Annotated in this window: 22 protein-coding genes; all 22 read left to right on the top strand. The window is 32.8% G+C overall.

Features of this window, described 5'->3' with window-relative positions; translation table 11 throughout:
- Position 1 precedes the first annotated feature (1 nt).
- The 22 genes from ylxM (at position 2) to KSU54_RS05300 (ending at position 17,879) form a co-directional block, all read left to right on the top strand.
- The gene (gene ylxM, locus KSU54_RS05405) at positions 2-331 is read left to right on the top strand and encodes a YlxM family DNA-binding protein (RefSeq protein WP_003538214.1); all 330 of its coding nucleotides are present in this window, start codon (positions 2-4) and stop codon (positions 329-331) included.
- A 12-nt stretch (positions 332-343) separates the two neighbouring features.
- Positions 344-1,738 (top strand): signal recognition particle protein, encoded by a 1,395-nt coding sequence (gene ffh, locus KSU54_RS05400; RefSeq protein ID WP_003538215.1) that lies wholly within the window; start codon positions 344-346, stop codon positions 1,736-1,738.
- A gap of 41 nt (positions 1,739-1,779) precedes the next feature.
- Positions 1,780-2,514 carry a class I SAM-dependent methyltransferase gene (locus KSU54_RS05395; protein ID WP_003538217.1) on the top strand — a complete coding sequence of 245 codons (735 nt, stop codon included), beginning with the start codon at positions 1,780-1,782 and terminating at the stop codon, positions 2,512-2,514.
- 80 nt (positions 2,515-2,594) lie between these two features.
- Positions 2,595-2,867 (top strand): 30S ribosomal protein S16, encoded by a 273-nt coding sequence (rpsP, locus tag KSU54_RS05390; protein WP_003538218.1) that lies wholly within the window; start codon positions 2,595-2,597, stop codon positions 2,865-2,867.
- Between the two features lie 2 nt (positions 2,868-2,869).
- Positions 2,870-3,121 (top strand): KH domain-containing protein, encoded by a 252-nt coding sequence (locus KSU54_RS05385; RefSeq protein ID WP_003538219.1) that lies wholly within the window; start codon positions 2,870-2,872, stop codon positions 3,119-3,121.
- Between the two features lie 39 nt (positions 3,122-3,160).
- Entirely contained in the window at positions 3,161-3,670 is a 510-nt protein-coding gene (rimM, locus tag KSU54_RS05380; protein ID WP_008791762.1) for a ribosome maturation factor RimM, read from the top strand.
- Positions 3,660-4,379, top strand: a complete 720-nt coding sequence (trmD, locus tag KSU54_RS05375; RefSeq protein ID WP_003538221.1) for a tRNA (guanosine(37)-N1)-methyltransferase TrmD — start codon at positions 3,660-3,662, stop codon at positions 4,377-4,379. Before rimM ends, trmD begins: the two co-directional genes overlap by 11 nt.
- Positions 4,380-4,485: 106 nt before the next feature.
- On the top strand, positions 4,486-4,836 hold the full coding sequence (gene rplS, locus KSU54_RS05370; RefSeq protein ID WP_003538222.1) for a 50S ribosomal protein L19: 351 nt from the start codon (positions 4,486-4,488) through the stop codon (positions 4,834-4,836).
- A 67-nt stretch (positions 4,837-4,903) separates the two neighbouring features.
- On the top strand, positions 4,904-5,449 hold the full coding sequence (gene lepB, locus KSU54_RS05365; protein ID WP_003538223.1) for a signal peptidase I: 546 nt from the start codon (positions 4,904-4,906) through the stop codon (positions 5,447-5,449).
- Between the two features lie 10 nt (positions 5,450-5,459).
- Positions 5,460-6,326, top strand: a complete 867-nt coding sequence (ylqF, locus tag KSU54_RS05360) for a ribosome biogenesis GTPase YlqF (protein ID WP_003538224.1) — start codon at positions 5,460-5,462, stop codon at positions 6,324-6,326.
- Positions 6,313-6,933, top strand: a complete 621-nt coding sequence (locus KSU54_RS05355) for a ribonuclease HII (RefSeq protein WP_117791799.1) — start codon at positions 6,313-6,315, stop codon at positions 6,931-6,933. The genes ylqF and KSU54_RS05355 overlap by 14 nt, the downstream gene beginning before the upstream one ends.
- A 69-nt stretch (positions 6,934-7,002) precedes the next feature.
- Positions 7,003-7,755, top strand: coding sequence for a DNA-processing protein DprA (dprA, locus tag KSU54_RS05350; RefSeq protein ID WP_003538226.1), 753 nt, complete (start codon positions 7,003-7,005; stop codon positions 7,753-7,755).
- 76 nt (positions 7,756-7,831) lie between these two features.
- On the top strand, positions 7,832-9,904 hold the full coding sequence (gene topA / locus KSU54_RS05345) for a type I DNA topoisomerase (protein ID WP_008791761.1): 2,073 nt from the start codon (positions 7,832-7,834) through the stop codon (positions 9,902-9,904).
- Positions 9,905-9,963: 59 nt separating this feature from the next.
- Positions 9,964-11,268 carry a methylenetetrahydrofolate--tRNA-(uracil(54)-C(5))-methyltransferase (FADH(2)-oxidizing) TrmFO gene (gene trmFO, locus KSU54_RS05340; protein WP_117791798.1) on the top strand — a complete coding sequence of 435 codons (1,305 nt, stop codon included), beginning with the start codon at positions 9,964-9,966 and terminating at the stop codon, positions 11,266-11,268.
- Positions 11,249-12,157, top strand: coding sequence for a tyrosine recombinase XerC (gene xerC / locus KSU54_RS05335; RefSeq protein ID WP_003538230.1), 909 nt, complete (start codon positions 11,249-11,251; stop codon positions 12,155-12,157). Before trmFO ends, xerC begins: the two co-directional genes overlap by 20 nt.
- Before the next feature lie 161 nt (positions 12,158-12,318).
- Positions 12,319-13,182, top strand: coding sequence for a 30S ribosomal protein S2 (rpsB, locus tag KSU54_RS05330; protein WP_009300653.1), 864 nt, complete (start codon positions 12,319-12,321; stop codon positions 13,180-13,182).
- Positions 13,183-13,252: 70 nt separating this feature from the next.
- Positions 13,253-14,143, top strand: coding sequence for a translation elongation factor Ts (gene tsf / locus KSU54_RS05325; RefSeq protein ID WP_003538232.1), 891 nt, complete (start codon positions 13,253-13,255; stop codon positions 14,141-14,143).
- Between the two features lie 191 nt (positions 14,144-14,334).
- Positions 14,335-15,051: a UMP kinase gene (gene pyrH, locus KSU54_RS05320; RefSeq protein ID WP_003538233.1), complete on the top strand. Its 717-nt coding sequence runs from the start codon at positions 14,335-14,337 to the stop codon at positions 15,049-15,051.
- Between the two features lies 1 nt (position 15,052).
- Complete coding sequence (gene frr, locus KSU54_RS05315) at positions 15,053-15,598, top strand: ribosome recycling factor (protein ID WP_008791757.1); 546 nt, start codon at positions 15,053-15,055, stop codon at positions 15,596-15,598.
- Between the two features lie 135 nt (positions 15,599-15,733).
- Positions 15,734-16,045: a DUF6434 domain-containing protein gene (locus tag KSU54_RS05310; protein WP_003538235.1), complete on the top strand. Its 312-nt coding sequence runs from the start codon at positions 15,734-15,736 to the stop codon at positions 16,043-16,045.
- A gap of 296 nt (positions 16,046-16,341) precedes the next feature.
- On the top strand, positions 16,342-17,097 hold the full coding sequence (locus tag KSU54_RS05305) for an isoprenyl transferase (RefSeq protein ID WP_008791755.1): 756 nt from the start codon (positions 16,342-16,344) through the stop codon (positions 17,095-17,097).
- Positions 17,097-17,879: a phosphatidate cytidylyltransferase gene (locus KSU54_RS05300; protein WP_003538238.1), complete on the top strand. Its 783-nt coding sequence runs from the start codon at positions 17,097-17,099 to the stop codon at positions 17,877-17,879. Before KSU54_RS05305 ends, KSU54_RS05300 begins: the two co-directional genes overlap by 1 nt.
- The last annotated feature ends 1 nt before the right edge of the window (position 17,880 follow it).

Here is a 17,880-nt window from a genome sequence, read left to right as displayed (position 1 = left end):
TATGGAATCAAGTTTAGAGAAAAAACAACGAGTTAATCTACTAATGGATTGTTATAGTGATTTGTTGACAGAAAAACAGCAAACATATTTAGAATATTACTATCAAGAAGATTACTCTTTATCGGAAATTGCACAAATTTTGGATGTTAGTCGTAATGCTGTATTTGATAATTTAAAAAAAGCGGTTCATAGTTTAGAAAATTATGAAGAAAAACTGCAGTTGTTAAAAAAACATCAAGAAAGGCTTGACTTGATCCAAAGAATTGAAGATGATATATCTAGTGATCATAAAAGTCTAGAAGAATATTTAGAATTATTAAGGAAGATTTAGAAAGGGGTATTTATGGCATTTGATTCATTATCAGAACGTCTGCAAGGGACTTTAAAGAAAGTTTCTGGACAAGGGCGTTTGACTGAAAAAAATATGGAAGAAATGCTTAGCGAAATTCGCTTAGCATTATTAGAGGCAGATGTAAACTTTCAAGTTGTAAAAGAGTTTATTGCTGCAACAAAAGAAAAAGCGTTGGGACAAGATGTTTTAGGTTCATTAAAACCGGGACAGGTTGTTGTAAAAATCGTCCATGACGAACTAGTTTCGTTACTGGGAACAAGTGTTGCGGAAGTTGATTTTGATAAGAAGCCAACTGTTATTATGATGGTTGGACTTCAGGGTTCTGGGAAAACTACAACTTCTGGAAAAATCGCAAAATTAATTACCAAGAAATATGGTAAAAAACCATTGTTGGTTGCTGCAGATATTTATCGCCCAGCTGCTGTGGATCAGTTAAAAACATTAGGTGAACAATTGAATGTTCCTGTCTACGAAAAAGGGACATCACAATCTGCTGAATCAATCGTAGAAGAAGCGATGACATTTGCTCGTGACCATAATAATGACGTAATTATTATCGATACTGCGGGGCGTTTACATATTGACGAACCATTAATGAACGAGCTGGCTAATATTAAAAAGATCGCTCATCCAAGTGAAATTTTACTAGTTGTTGATGCTTTAACTGGACAAGATATTGTTAATGTTGCCAGTTCATTTAATGAACAGTTGAGCATTACTGGGGCTGTTTTAACTAAATTAGATGGTGACTCTCGTGGTGGGGGAGCTCTATCAATTCGTCATATTACAAATGTACCAATTAAATTCATTGGTACTGGTGAAAAATTAGATGCTATCGATTTATTCTATCCTGATCGTATGGCTGATCGTATTTTGGGAATGGGCGATGTTGTATCTTTAGTTGAAAAAGTACAAGATGTATATGATGAAAAAGATACAATGAAAGCCTATAAAAAGATGCAATCGGGACAATTTGGTCTTGATGACATGCTTTCTCAAATGCAGCAGTTAAGGAAATTGGGGCCACTATCAGGAATTATGAAAATGATTCCAGGAATGCCTAAGTTACCAAAAATGAATGATGAGGACTCTGAAAAGAAATTAAAAATGACTGAATCAATTATCTTTTCAATGACCAAAGAGGAACGTCGAGATCCAAGTATTATTACTTTATCTAGAAAAGAGAGAATTGCTAAAGGTTGTGGTAAAGATGTTGCAGCAGTTAATCGCTTGCTAAAACAATTTGAAGAATCTAAAAAAATGATGAAGATGTTAGGTAATGTTGATCCTAATACAGGTATGCCAATGCCAGGGGGACGTGCAAAGAACCCTAATATCGGTAATCCTAATCGTAAAAAAATCCGTCATAAAAAGAAGAAAAAATAGCCTGATAAATTCAGGCTTTTTATTACTAAAGGAGAATATGAATGACTCAAAATAAATATGATGATCCAGCCTTTTTTGAAAAATATAGTCAGATGTCGCGGAGTAAAAATGGATTAGAGGGTGCAGGAGAATGGCATGTATTACAACGAGTTTTACCTGATTTTACAAATAAAACAGTATTGGATTTAGGTTGTGGATATGGCTGGCACTCTATATATGCGATTGAACACGGTGCAAAAAAAGTTATCGCAAGCGATATTTCTAGCAAAATGATTGAAACAGCAAGAATCAAAAACAATGATCCGCGGATTAAATATGAATGCATTTCGTTTGAAGAAAGTAATTTTGGAGAAGCTGTATTTGATATTGTTATTTGCTCTTTAATGATTCACTATTTACCTTCCTACCAAGATTTTGTAAAAAAAGTAAATAAATGGTTAAAAACAGGTGGATATTTGGTGTTTAATGTTGAACATCCTGTATTTACTGCTAAAGGAGATCAAGACTGGTATTATAATGAAGCTGGTGAAATTGAGCATTTTCCTGTAGATAATTATTATCTTGAAGGAAAACGTGAGGCGGTGTTTTTAGGAGAAAAAGTAATTAAATATCATCGCACATTGACGACTTATTTAAATGAACTGTTAAATGGCGGATTTGAAATAATTCAAGTTAAAGAACCAACGGTAAGTTCAAATGCCCTTATTGCACATCCTGAGTTTAAGGATGAGTTACGCCGCCCGATGATGCTGATTGTTTCTGCTAGAAAAAAATAAACACTGTCAAGTAAAAAAGCTTGACACCTTATCTAGAGTATGATAAATTTAGTGAGTAAATTAATTAGGAGGATATGTATATGGCAGTAAAATTAAGATTATTAAGAATGGGTGCTAAGAAAGCTCCTTTCTATAGAATTGTAGCAGCAGATTCAAGAGCTCCAAGAGATGGACGTTTTATTGAACTATTAGGAACTTATGATCCACGCACTAACCCTGCAAAAGTTACAATTAAAGAAGAAGAAGTATTAAAATGGTTAAACAATGGAGCACAACCATCTGATACAGTTAAAAACTTACTATCTAAAGAAGGAATTATTAAAAAATTTGCTGATTCTAAATCAGGTAAATAATCATGGATTACGCAAAGATTCTTAAAGATATCGCGATTGAATTAGTTGAAGATAAAGACCATTTAGAAGTACGTGAAATGCCGTCGTTAGAAGAAGATGTAGTGGTACTACATGTTTATTCAGCTAAATCGGATATTGCGCGATTGATTGGTCGTAAAGGTATGATGGCTAATTCAATTAGACAGCTTATGTCTGTTGCTGGTCGCATGGCCAATAAAAAATTAGATATTAAGTTTGAATCGTATGAACAATAAAAGATGTGCTGAGCACATCTTTTATTATATGGAGGACTAATGGAAAAACTTAAAATTGGAAAAATAGTAGGAACACATGGCTTAAAGGGAGAACTAAAAATTAGATCAAATAGTGATTTTGCTGATAAAAGATTTAAAAAAGGAAACGAAATTATTATAAGTTATCAAAATCAAGATTTGGTCTATAAAATTATTACATCGCGGATACACAAAGGAAATTATTTAGTATCATTTAGGGATAATCAAGATATTAATTTGGTTGAAAAATATATTGGTTCTTTTGTTTATGGGTATAAAGATGATGAACTCTTAGATGCTGATGAATATTTTTATACAGACTTAATTGGAATGCAGGTTGTTTCTACAGAGGGAACAAAAATTGGTCCAGTTACTTCAATTTATGATAATACTCGTCATGATATTTTAAATATTGATCATAATGGTAAAAATGTTGCAATACCGTATGTTGATGCATTTATTAAAGATGTTGATGTAGAAAAGAAAATTATTGTAGTTATGCTAATAAAGGGGCTTATTGATGAAGATTGATATTTTAACATTGTTTCCAGAAATGTTTACAGGTTTTTTAAATACGTCGATCATCAAAAGAGCGATTGACAAAGGTTTAGTTACTATTGAATTACATGATTTTAGAGAGTTTTCTATTGATAAACATAAGCATGTCGATGATTATCCTTATGGCGGAGGACAAGGGATGGTTTTAATGTGTGCACCAATTGTTGAATGTCTCAAAACAATTGCAACTGATGATAGTTTTATTATCTTAATGTCACCTCAAGGCATTACTTTGAATCATGGTTGTGCTGTAGAATTGTCAGCTAAAAAACATTTAATTATCATTTGTGGTCATTATGAAGGTTTTGATGAACGAATCCGTGATTATGTTGATATGGAATTATCGATTGGTGATTATGTTTTAACTGGTGGTGAACTAGGAAGTATGGTTGTTAGTGATGCAGTGATACGCTTATTAGATGGAGCAATCAAAGAAGACAGTCATATGGATGATTCTTTTAGCCATGGACTGCTTGAGTATCCTCAGTATACTCGCCCACAATGCTATGATGGTAATGAAGTACCTGAGGTACTAATGAGTGGGCATCATGAAAATATTCGCAAATGGCGCAAGTTCCAATCATTAAAAAAGACCTATTTGAAACGACCGGACTTATTGGAATCGTATCAATTTGATGCTGAAAGTATCGAAATGATGAAAAAAATAAAAGAAAATGATTGATTTTTATGATTGATCAGTCTATAATGTAACAGTCGCAAGACTGCAGATGTTCCGCTGGTTAATCGAATGAACGTTTAAGACAAAATTTTGATAAGGAGAAATAGTAATGAATTTACAATTAGTAGAACAAATCACTAAAAAACAAATGAGAAATGATATTCCTGAGTTCAAAGCAGGGGATACATTAAAAGTTTTCGTAAAAATTAAAGAAGGTGAAAAATTCCGTATTCAGTTATTTGAAGGAGTTTGTATCGCCAGAAAAGGTAGTGGAATTTCTGAATCTTTTACAGTAAGAAAAATCTCTTACCAAGTTGGAGTTGAAAGAACTTTCCCTGTCCACACTCCAATTATTGATCATATTGAAGTTGTTAAAGTTGGTAAAGTACGTCGTGCTAAACTTGGATACTTACGTGGATTATCTGGTAAAGCTGCTAGAATTAAAGAAATTAGAAAATAGAAATGGCTCGCCATTTCTTTTTTTTCTAATTTTTTGTATAATAGACATAATGTAGGAGGACTTTTTTATGTCAAAGAAAAAAGAAGTTATCAAGTTTTCACTACAACTATTGGCAATCGTTGCAGTTACAACTGTAACCTTTACTAAAATAATTATTCCGGTGAGGGTTGATGGTCAAAGTATGTATCCAACTCTTCATGATGAAGATATTGCAATAGTAAATGCGTTATCACTTGAGCGAAGTGATATAAAACGTTTTGATATAGTTGTATTGAAATGTGAAAAATTGGATAAGGATATTGTTAAACGGGTAATTGGGTTACCTGGTGATACTCTTGTTTATAGAGATGATAAACTATATATTAATGGAACATACTATGATGAAAAGTACTTGAATAAAGATTATATCGCAAAAGCTAAAATAAAATATCAAACGGAACTATTTACTAATGATTTTGAAATCACATTAAATGACGATGAGATCTTTGTATTAGGTGATAATCGGTTACAATCTGCTGATTCTAGAACTTTAGGTACATTTAAATATAGTGACATTATAGGCAAAAAAGGTTTAGTTATTTTCCCGTTAAAAAATATGAATTTAATTAAGTAGGAGGTTTAAAATGGTAAAACAGATTCAATGGTTTCCTGGACATATGGCTAAAGCTCGTCGGGAAATTAGTGAAAAAATGAAATTGATTGATATAGTGATAGAGCTTGTTGATGCTAGGGCTCCACTATCTTCAAAAAATCCAATGTTTAACGAAATTTGTAATAATAAGCCAAGGTTGATCGTAATGACGAAAAAAGATTTAGCGGATTCTAAGGCAACAAGTAAGTGGATTGAGTATTTTAAGGGAAAAGGTATTTATGCAATTTGTGTGAATTTAAAGAATTTTAATGAATATCAGTTGGTCATTGATGTATGCAAAGAAATATTGAAAGAAAAAATGGAACGTGAAGCTAAGCGGGGATTAAAACCACGGGCAATGCGAGCAATGGTTTTAGGAATTCCTAATGTTGGGAAGTCAACTTTTATAAATCGTTTAGCAAAAAGAAAAGCGACAGTAACTGGGAATCGACCTGGGGTTACTAAAGCTCAACAGATTATAAGAGTAGACAAAGATTTTGAATTATTCGATACGCCGGGAGTGTTATGGCCGAAATTTGATGATTTGAATGTTGCTCGAAACATTGCTTTGATCGGGTCAATCAAGCAAGATATCTTACCACTTGATGAATTGTTTATTTATGCTGTTAATTATTTAGAAACCCATTATGCAAACATTGTTTGTAATCGCTACAATATTATAATCGACTTAAATACCGATTGGGTAGAAAAAGCATATGATGATATTGCAAAAAATCGTAAAATCAAACCAGTGCGTGGCTATACTGACTATGATCGGGTTATGGAAGTGTTTTTTAATGATATTTTTGATGGTAATATGGGGAAAATAACTTGGGAGTTGCCAAATGGAACGCTATGAGTATGAAGAAAAGTATTATCAAGCTGGATATGACTATATCATTGGTTTAGATGAAGCTGGTCGTGGTCCGATGGCTGGAGAATTGGTTGTTGCTGGAGTGGTTTTTCCTAAAGGGTTTTATGATGAAAGAATTAATGATTCAAAGCAGTTAAGTGCTAAAAAACGAGAAGTATTGTACGATTTGATTATTGAAAATGCATTATATTATGATATTGAAATTATTAGTGTTGCAGATGTCGATCGTTTGAATGTGTACCAAGCAAGTAAACAGGGGATGGAAAAATGTTTAGAACTACTAAAAAAAGAGAAGATGTTTGCATTAACAGATGCAATGCCGATTGATTATCCTGACCATCTTTCAATCATTAAAGGTGATGCTAAAAGTATCTCGATTGCTGGTGCCAGTATATTGGCTAAAGTGACGCGTGATCGTTTGATGGAAGCTTATGCTTTGGAGTATCCTGAATATGGTTTTGAAAAGCATAAAGGATATGTTACGAAAGCACATAAAGAAGCTCTGGGAAAATATGGAGTTTGTCCAATTCATCGTAAATCTTTTGGACCGGTCCAAAAGATATTCTCAAAACAGATGTCATTTGATTTTTAATGACATTTTTTTGATTTTTAAAAGTAATTTTAAGTTTAATGAAGTATATAATAATGAGGTGATAAAAATATGGAAGAAATCTTATTATATTTTTCATTAAAATATGCAGGTGATTTTGATTCGATTTTAAAAGCTTTAGAGTGTAAAGAAAAGATAGATGAAAAATTGAAAAAAGAATTGTTTAAAGATATTACAGCCAATTACACTACTTTGATCTCGCCAGATTATCCAACTGCTTTGAAAGAGATTGCCTGTCCGCCATTCGTTTTATTTTATTATGGTAACTTAGCTTTGGTTAAAAATAAATGTATTAGTGTAATTGGGAAGCGACATCCTAGTACATATGGCGTAGAATGCACAGCAGCACTAGCAGCACAGTTGGTTGAAGCAGGTTACACAATTATAAGCGGTATGGCAATGGGAATCGATACGATTGCACATCAAAGTACAATTACAGCTAATGGTCAAACAATAGCTGTTTTAGGAAGTGGTATTGATTATTGCTATCCACACAGAAATCAACAGCTGTATCAGGTTTTAAAAGATCATCATTTAGTTATCAGTGAGTATCCGGGAAAATTTATACCACAAAAAATAAATTTTCCAAGAAGAAATCGCATAATTTCAGGATTGAGTGAATCTATATTAGTAACTGAAGCAAATCAGCAAAGTGGTACGATGATCACAGTCGGGCACGGTCTAGAACAGGGAAAAGATATATATTGTGTTCCTAGCCGTATCAACGATGCTTTGGGTTGCAATTATTTAATTCAACAGGGTGCTAAATTAGTTATAAATGTGAGCGACATTCTTAATGGATAAAAACAGTTTTAAAAAATTTAGTTGACAAAACTTTAAAAAACACTAATAATTGTGTTAATCGCGTGGAGGAAATGAAATGAGCAAAAAATTAGTTATTGTCGAGTCGCCATCAAAATCCAAAACAATTGAAAAATATTTAGGGAGTGATTATGTAGTCACTTCGTCAAAAGGACATGTTCGGGATTTGGCAACTTCAGGAAAAGAAGGGTTAGGTGTCGATATTGAAAATCAATTCGAACCTAAATATGTTATAAATAAAGACAAAAAAGATGTTGTTAAGGAATTAAAACAACTTGTAAAAGAATCAGATGATGTTTATCTAGCAACTGACCCTGACCGCGAAGGAGAAGCAATTTCATGGCATTTAGCTCAAGTATTAAATGTCGATATGGATAAAGAAAATCGTGTTGTTTTCAATGAGGTTACAAAGGATGCAGTAGTTGATGCACTAAGTCATCCTCGTAAAATTGACCAAAATTTAGTTAAGTCTCAAGAAACAAGAAGGGTTTTAGATCGGATTATTGGATTCAAACTTTCAAAACTGCTACAAAAAAAGATCAAATCTAAAAGTGCAGGTCGTGTTCAGTCTGTTGCGTTAAGATTGATTGTTGAAAGAGAACGTGAGATTGAAGCTTTTGTTCCCGAAGAATATTGGAAAATAAAAGCAGAATTTGAGAAAGACAAAATTGAATTTAGTGGTGAACTAGCTAAATATAATAATAAGAAGATTGAGATAAAAAATGGTGAAGAAGCTACTGCAATTTATGAAGCTTTAAATAAAGAATTTGAAATCGCTAGTGTCAAAAAAACGACTAAACGGCGTGAATCAAAACCACCTTTTATTACTTCGACTTTACAACAAGAAGCATCTTCTAAATTAGGTTTTAAAGCGAGAAGAACAATGTCAATTGCTCAAAAGCTTTATGAAGGGATTACTTTAGAAAATGAGACAGTCGGATTAATTACTTATATGCGTACTGACTCAACTCGTTTATCAGATACCTTTGTCAGTGCAGCTCAAGATTATATTGGTGAAAAATATGGTAAAGAGTATATTGGAAAAGTAAAAGTAGGAAAGAAAAAAGAAAATGTTCAAGACGCTCACGAAGGGATTCGTCCTACGAGTGCATTAAGAACGCCGGAAAGTGTAAAAGAATATTTAAAGCCAGAAGAGTTAAAATTGTATTCATTAATTTACGCTCGAGCAATGGCTTCATTGATGGCTCCAGCAAAATTTGATGCAACTTCAGTATCATTGATGAATAATGGTTATGAGTTTAAGACTAGTGGTTCAGTAATCAAATTTGATGGGTACCTAAGAGTTTACGGCGATTATGAAAAACAAAGTAATGAAATTTTGCCGGAGCTTAAAGAAAAAGAAATGTTATTAAGTAAAAACATTGAAAAAACTCAACATTTTACTAAACCACCAGCTCGTTATAGTGAAGCAAAATTAATTAAAGAGATGGAGGAACTGGGAATTGGTCGTCCTAGTACTTATGCAATGATTATTGATACAATTCAAACTCGTCAATATGTTGAATTGGTTGATAAAGCTTTCAAACCGACAGAATCTGGAATCTTGACAAGTGATCGATTAACAGAATATTTTAATGATATTATCAATGTTGAATATACAGCGAAAATGGAACATGAGCTTGATGATATTGCTGAAGGGCAAGATGAATATGCTCACGCTTTACAAAAGTTCTTAGATTTATTTCAACCGTTGCTTGATAATGCATATGATAAAATGGAAGTGATTGCACCGAAGAAAACTGGAGAAAAATGTCCTGAATGTGGACATGATCTAGTTGAACGTAAAGGACGTTATGGAACTTTTGTTGCCTGCGAAAATTATCCAGAATGCAAATATGTAAAAAAAGACCCTGTAGAGATTGAATATACGGGTGAAGAATGTCCTAAGTGTGGAAGTAAGATGATTTTTAAAAATGGTCGTTTTGGACGTTTTGAAGCATGTTCAAATTATCCTGAGTGTAAGTATATTAAAAACAGCAAGAAAAAAGAACCTGTTATGACGGATGAAGAGTGTCCAAACTGCGGTTCTCCGATTGTAATCAAACAAGGACGTTGGGGTGAGTTCAAAGCTTGTTCAAATTACCCGAAATGTAAGACAATCATAAAGTAGAACGAAAGTTCTACTTTTGTTTTCAAAATAGAAATGATAAAATTAGAAAAGGTGATAAAATGGAAAAAATTGTAAATGTAATTGGAGCAGGTCTGGCTGGTGTGGAAGCCTGTCATCAATTAGTAAAAAGAGGATATAAAGTTCGACTGTATGAAATGCGTCCTAAAAAGATGACCCCAGCTCATCATAGCGGTAATTTTGCAGAACTGGTTTGCTCTAATTCACTTCGTGCTGATGGGACTGGAAATGCGGTCGGTGTTTTAAAGGCAGAGATGGAAATGATGGATAGTCTCATTATTAAATATGCTAGAAAACATCAAGTCCCAGCGGGAGGATCACTTGCAGTTGACCGTAATAATTTTTCTCAAGCGATAACGGAGTACATTCAGAGTCATCCCTTGATTGAAGTAATTCATGAAGAGGCAAAAGAATTTCCTGCAGGTTACACAATTATCGCATCTGGTCCTTTGACAAGTGATGCTCTTGCAACAGCAATTAAAGAAAAGTTAGGGGAAGATTATTTTTATTTTTTTGATGCAGCAGCACCAATCATTGCAAAAGAAAGCATTGATTTTGCAATTGCGTATTATAAATCTCGCTACGATAAAGGGGATAATGAATATATTAATTGTCCTATGAATGAAGCACAATTCAATGCTTTTTATGATGCCCTAGTCAATGCGGAAGTTGTTAAACCTAAAGATTTTGAAGAAAAATTTTTTGAAGGCTGTATGCCTTTTGAAGAAATGGCTCGCCGTGGAAAACAAACGTTGTTATTTGGACCGATGAAACCAGTTGGACTTACTGCGCCGGATGGGACGCGCCCTTATGCTGTTGTGCAGTTAAGACAAGACAATGTCCAAGCAAGTTTATATAACATTGTTGGTTTTCAAACACATCTAACTTGGCCTGAACAAAAAAGAATTATTCAAATGATTCCAGGACTTGAAAATGCAAGTTTTGTTCGATATGGAGTAATGCATCGAAATAGTTTTATTTGTTCACCAAAACATCTATTAAAGACATACCAGTTAAAAAATTATTCTAATATATTTATGGCAGGTCAAATTACTGGAGTAGAAGGATATGTAGAATCTGCTCAAAGTGGTATGGCTGCCGGAATAAACATGATCCGGTTATTAGAAGATAAAGAGCCTTTGATTTTTCCGGAGAATACTGTTATGGGAGCGTTGGCTAATTATATAACTAATGCCTCGAAAGAAGATTTTCAACCAATGAAAGCTAATTTTGGAATTTTGCCAGATTTTCCAATACGAATCAAGAAAAAAGAACGTAAAGCTGCTTATGCATCAAGAGCGTTGGAAACAATGAAGGGATTTGTTGATGAAAACAACCTTGGATAAATATTTCCGACAATATCTTGATTATTTACAATATCAGCGTCACTATGCTGATAAAACAATAGAATCGTATAAGCGTCAGATCGATCATTTCAAACAATTTCTTATTGAAGAATCTATTGATGATTATAATGATGTGAGTTATGCAATGCTACGTGGATATCTTACTAAGCTATATGAAAAAAATCTTTCTAAAACAACAATTAATCATAAACTCAGTGCGTTAAGAAGTTTTTTTAACTATTTATTAAAAGAAGAGTTAATAAATGATAATCCTTTTTTGCTTATTGAATCCCAAAAAGTTGCAAAGCGTAATCCGGATTTTCTTTTTCCTGAAGAAATCCTAGGACTATTAGATAGTATTGAAACAAAAGATGATCTGGGAATTCGTAATAAAGCGATGATGGAATTAATGTATGCATCAGGCTTGCGGTGTTCAGAGGTTGTAAATTTACAACTTTCAAATATAGATTTTAATCAAATGGTATTATTTATTCATGGAAAAGGGAATAAAGATCGTTATGTTCCATTTCATGATTATGCTGGAGAATGGTTGATTAAATACATACAAGAAGCTCGTGAAAATTTAATGATAAAAAATGAGGGGCATAATTTCGTCTTTGTTAATAAATTCGGTAATCCTCTAACTAACCGAGGAGTAGAAAACATAGTAGATCGAATAATGCGACTTTATGATTCAACCAAAAAAATTCATCCTCATACAATTCGACATTCCTTTGCTACACATTTATTAAATGCAGGAGCAGATATTAGAACTGTTCAGGAGTTGTTAGGTCATGAAAACTTATCAACCACTCAAATTTATACACATATTTCAAGAGATCATTTAAAAGAGGTATATTTAAAAGCACATCCACGAAATATTGAATAATTCAAGTTAAAATGATGAAAAATATGCTTGTATGATTGAAAAATCTATGATAAAATGTTTCAGGTATGAAAAATACACACATTATGAATTCATTTATCTAGTGCCGTAAGGTGATAAATGTTCGAAATAATGGAGGAAAAAAACAAAAGGAGGAAGTTACAATGTCAGTAATTTCAATGAAAAAATTATTAGAAGTAGGTGTTCATTTTGGACATCAAACAAAAAGATGGAATCCAAAAATGGCTCCATACATTTTCACATCAAGAAACGGGATTTATATTATTGATTTGCAAAAATCATCTAAAAAAATCGATGATGCTTATAAAGCAATGAATGAAATCGCTGCTAAAGGTGGAAAAGTATTATTTGTTGGTACTAAAAAACAAGCTCAAGAAGCTGTTAAAGAAGAAGCTATTCGTTCAGAAAGTTTCTATGTTAACTCTCGTTGGTTAGGAGGAACTTTAACAAACTTCAAAACAATTCAAAAAAGAATTAGAAGATTAATTGAATTAGAAAAAATGGAAGCTGATGGTACTTTTGATTTATTGCCTAAAAAAGAAGTAATCTTACTTAAAAAAGAAGCTGCTAAGTTAGAAAAGAACTTAGGTGGTATCAAAGAAATGAGAAGATTACCAAATGCTTTATTCGTAGTAGATCCTAAAGCTGAACATAATGCTGTAGCAGAAGCTAAAATCTTAGGTATCCCTGTATTCGGTATCGTTGATACTAACTGTGATCCTGATGAAGTTGATTATGTAATCCCAGCTAATGATGATGCAATTAGAGCAGTAAAATTAATTGTTGCTGCAATGGCTGATGCAATTTGTGAAGCTAAAAATGAACCATTAACTGTAGCATATGTTAAAGATGAAGATGATAAAGAAGTATCTATGAACGATGCAATCACTTCAGTTGAAAATAATCAAAGAAGAGCACCTAGAAATAAAGGTGGAAGACCTAATCCTAGAAGAAATAATGCTCCTAGACCAAATAAAGATAACACAGCTGGAACTGAAGGAAAATAATTCTGTAAAATAAGGGAAAGCAAAGCTTTTCCCTTTTTAATAAAAAAAACAAATAAAGGAGAAAATTAAAATGGCAATTACTGCAAGTTTAGTAAAAGAATTACGTGAAAAAACTGGTGCTGGAATGATGGATTGTAAAAAAGCTTTGGAAGCTTGTGATGGTGACATCGAAAAATCATTTGACTGGTTAAGAGAAAAAGGAATCGCAAAAGCTGCTAAAAAAGCTGATCGTATCGCTGCTGAAGGTTTAACTGCTTTCGTATTAGATGGGGATACTGCTGCAATTGTTGAAGTTAACTCAGAAACTGACTTCGTTGCTAAGAACGCTGAATTCCAAGGGTTAGTTAAAAATATCGCTGAAGTTGTTGCTGCTAATAAACCTGTTGATTTAGAAGCTGCATTAAACACTGAAGTAGATGGTAAAAAATTAGAAACTGTTATCGCTGAAGCTAGCGGTAAAATTGGAGAAAAATTAAGTTTCAGAAGATTCGAAGTTTTAACTAAAACTGCTGACGAAGTATTTGGTGCTTATTCTCATATGGGTGGAAAAATGACTGCAATTGTTAAAGTTGCTAATTCTACTGAAGATAAGGCTCGTGACGTGGCTATGCATGTTGCTGCTTCTGATCCTAAATATATTGATAGAACTGCAATTCCTGCTGAAGTTTTAGATCATGAATTATCTGTATTAAAAGCTCAAGCAATGGAAGAAAACGCAGCAGCTGCTAAACCTAAACCAGAAAATATTATTGAAAAAATGGTTGAAGGTAGATTAAATAAAAACTTAAAAGAAATGTGCTTAGTTGATCAAGAATTCATTAAAAATCCGGATGAAACTGTAGCTAAATTCTTAGGTGAAGGTAAAGTAATCAATATGGTTAGATTCCAAGTTGGTGAAGGTATCGAAAAGAAAGAAGAAAACTTTGCTGAAGAAGTTGCTGCTCAAATGAACGCAAAATAATAACTTTTAAAACACTATCATTAGATAGTGTTTTTTCTTTGGATAAGCGTCATTCGACTAGGAATGTACCTTGACTAAACGACGAAAATATGATAAATTTTTTAGAGGAAAAAGTAATCATTATTAGCTGATAATGATGTGCGAATTTAAGCATAAATCTTTTTTTATAAAATATAAATAAGGAGATTAATATGAAGTATAATCGGGTATTATTGAAATTAAGTGGTGAAGCATTGGCTGGAGATGATAAAACTGGTATCAACGCTCATACAGTAGCAGATATCGCTCGTCAAATTAAAGATGCCAAAGATTTAGGAGTTGAGATTGCAATTGTTTGTGGCGGCGGGAACCTATGGCGTGGTAAAACTGGTGCTGATATGGGAATGGATCGTTCAAGTGCTGACTATATGGGAATGCTGGCTACTGTAATGAATGGTTTAGCTGTTCAAAATGCATTGGAGGCCATTGGCGTTCCAACTCGTGTTCTTTCAGCGATTGAAATGCGTCAAGTTGCTGAACCATATATTAGAAGACGAGCAATTCGTCACTTAGAAAAGGGGCGAGTAGTAATATTTGGAGCTGGAACAGGAAGTCCTTTTTTTACAACAGATACAACAGCTGCTTTGAGAGCTGCAGAAATTAACGCAGATGTTATCCTAATGGCTAAAAACGGGGTAGACGGAGTTTATTCAGCTGATCCAAAAGTTGATCCTAATGCAATTCGCTTCGATACTATTTCGTATTTTGATGTATTACAAAAAGATTTAAAAATCATGGATCAAACAGCTATCACTTTATGTAAAGACAATAATATTGATTTATGTGTATTTAATATGTCTGTAGACGGAAACATTGCTAAAGCATGTAATGGCGATGATATCGGAACAACAATCTCAGGAGGAAAATAAAATGATAAATATGATTTTAGATGATACAAATGAAAGAATGACAAAGACGATTGAATCTTTCCAACGTGATTTATCATCTGTTAGAACTGGTCGTGCAAATCCTAATATGCTTGATCGAGTAATGGTTAACTATTATGGTTCACCAACTCCAGTGAATCAAATTGCTGGTATTTCGGTAGTAGAAGGCCGTCAATTAGTTATTAAACCTTATGACAAATCAAGTATTAAAGATATTGAACATGGCATTTATGAAGCGGATTTAGGTCTTACTCCACAAAACGATGGTGAGATTATTCGTATTATGGTTCCCGCTTTAACTGAAGAACGTCGTAAAGAGTTTGCTAAAAATGTTTGGAAATTTGCGGAGAATGCTAAGGTGTCAATTCGCAATATTCGCCGTGACAGTAATGATGAAATTAAGAAAACAGATGGTAGTGAAGACGAAATCAAAGCTGGTCAAGAAAGAGTTCAAAAATTAACAGATAAATTTGTTAAAGAAATTGATGAAATTGCAAAAGTAAAAGAAAAAGATATCATGACTGTATAATTAGATGGGCGTTTTAAACGCCCATTTTATCTAATTTATTTAGAAAGAAGAAAATATATGCATAAAAGACCATGTTCGGATTGAAATTTAGATAGCGAAATATTTCGTAGCTACTATTATTTAAAAGAAGAGCCTGTGGCATTTTGTCGAGTTAATGGATTACCTATGAGTGGTGGTAAAGTGGAAATTACAGAGAGAATTGGTTATTTTTTAGATACTGGTAATATTTCGGATTTGATAAGTTCGAATAAAAGTAAATGTCAAATAGGAATTATAACAGAAGATAGTAAAATTGAAGAAAATTTTGTTTGTTCACAAAAACATCGTGTTTTCTTTAAAGAAAAAATAGACAAAACTTTTTCTTTTAACGTCCCATTTCAAAAATGGTTGAAGACGAACACTGGTAAAATATATCTGATGCAATTAAAGCATATTATGAGATTTTAGAAGCAAAAAAGTCAACAAAAACTGTAATTGATAAAAAATTTGAATATAATACATATATTCTGATTTCTTTAAAAATAACAAAGGAAAGACATTAGAACAGGCAATCAGATGCTGGAATTATAAAAAGCTGTAAAGACCATAATCGTTATGAAGGTGTATATTTTCTTATTTTAATGTAGTAAATTAAATAAATAATTTATATGTACTAGGATGATTAAGTCTAGCAATGTTGCTTAGGCTTTTTTTTGTAATGAATTTATGGTATAATCTCGAATAGTTAAACAGGAGGACGACAAATGTTTTTTAAGAAAAAGAAGAATGAAGAATTTAATTATCATGTTCTTGATAAAGATAATATTCCTCAACATATAGCTTTTATTATGGATGGAAATGGTCGTTGGGCAAAAAAAAGGAAGATGCCACGCACTTATGGACATCATGAGGGGACTAAAACAATTCGAGATGTTGCTTTGCATTGTAATAAGTTAGGAGTCAAAGCTATGACTGTATATGCTTTTTCAACCGAAAATTTTGCACGACCAGAGCAAGAGGTACAGTATATTTTTAAATTACCAAAAGATTTCTTTGAATTGTATATGAAAGAACTGATAGAAAATAATGTAAAAATCTGTACAATCGGACATTTAGAAATGGCTCCTAAAGAAACTCAAGATATTATTAACTCTGCAATTGATAAGACTAAAAATAATACTGGTCTAAAATTATGTTTTGCTTTTATTTATGGTGGACGTGATGAAATTTTAGAAGCAACAAAAAAACTAGCAATGAAAGTAAAAGCTGGTGAATTAGGTGTAAATGAAATTAATGAAACTGTCTTTAATGATGAGTTGATGACTAAGGATCTACCGGAAGTTGATTTAATGATTAGAACTAGCGGGGAACAACGTTTGTCGAATTTCCTGTTATGGCAATTAGCATATGCAGAATTTATTTTTACAGATGTTTTATGGCCCGATTTTAATGAAAATGAACTTGATAAAGCGATTTGGATGTACCAAAATCGTGATCGTCGTTTTGGAGGATTAAAATAATGAAAGAAAGAATTATTACGGCAATCTGTTTGATGCTGGTTGCTGTTCCTTGTGTTATATTTGGGGGATATTATTTTAAAGGCTTGATTGGAGTGATTCTAGCATTGGCAGTGTATGAGATGTTACATATATGCACTCGTCCAAAAATAAAAATGTATTTATATCCAATCGTCTGTGGATTTTTTATCTATGGTTTTTTATTTGACCAGGATGATTTATTTTTAGCTTCTTATGGAATCTTAATCTATTTGATTGTCTTATTTGGAGCAACAATTTTTGATGACACCTTGACAATTGAACGCACTAGTTATATTTTTACGATGGGGGTACTAATATGTGCTGGTTTACATGCTTTAATGTCACTTCGTGATGTATATGGTTTTCAATATATTTTATTGCTTGCGTTAGCTACTTACGGTAGTGATACAGGCGCATATTTTGCAGGAGTTTTTTTTGGTAAACACAAGTTGATTCCTCGATTATCTCCAAAGAAAACAATAGAAGGATCAATCGGTGGGGTGCTGCTTGGGACTTTACTATCAGTTGGGTATGCTAGTTATTTAGGTTTGTTAGAAAATAATGTGATTTTAATTGCAGCATTTTTCGTTTTAACTTTCACTAGTCAAATTGGTGATCTAGTTTTTAGTGCTGTGAAACGTCATTTTGGAGTAAAAGATTACTCTAATTTATTACCTGGACATGGTGGCATATTAGATCGTATTGATAGTATTTTATTTAATGCAATAGTTTTTAGTTTCTTTTTAGTAATGGTGAGGTTATAAA

Source organism: Erysipelatoclostridium sp. MSK.23.31 (assembly GCF_019125875.1).
In the GTDB taxonomy this organism is placed as follows: Bacteria; Bacillota_I; Bacilli_A; order Erysipelotrichales; family Coprobacillaceae; genus Thomasclavelia; species Thomasclavelia ramosa.
Note: the sequence above shows the minus strand (reverse complement) of the source record. Positions and strands in the feature narration are given on the sequence as shown.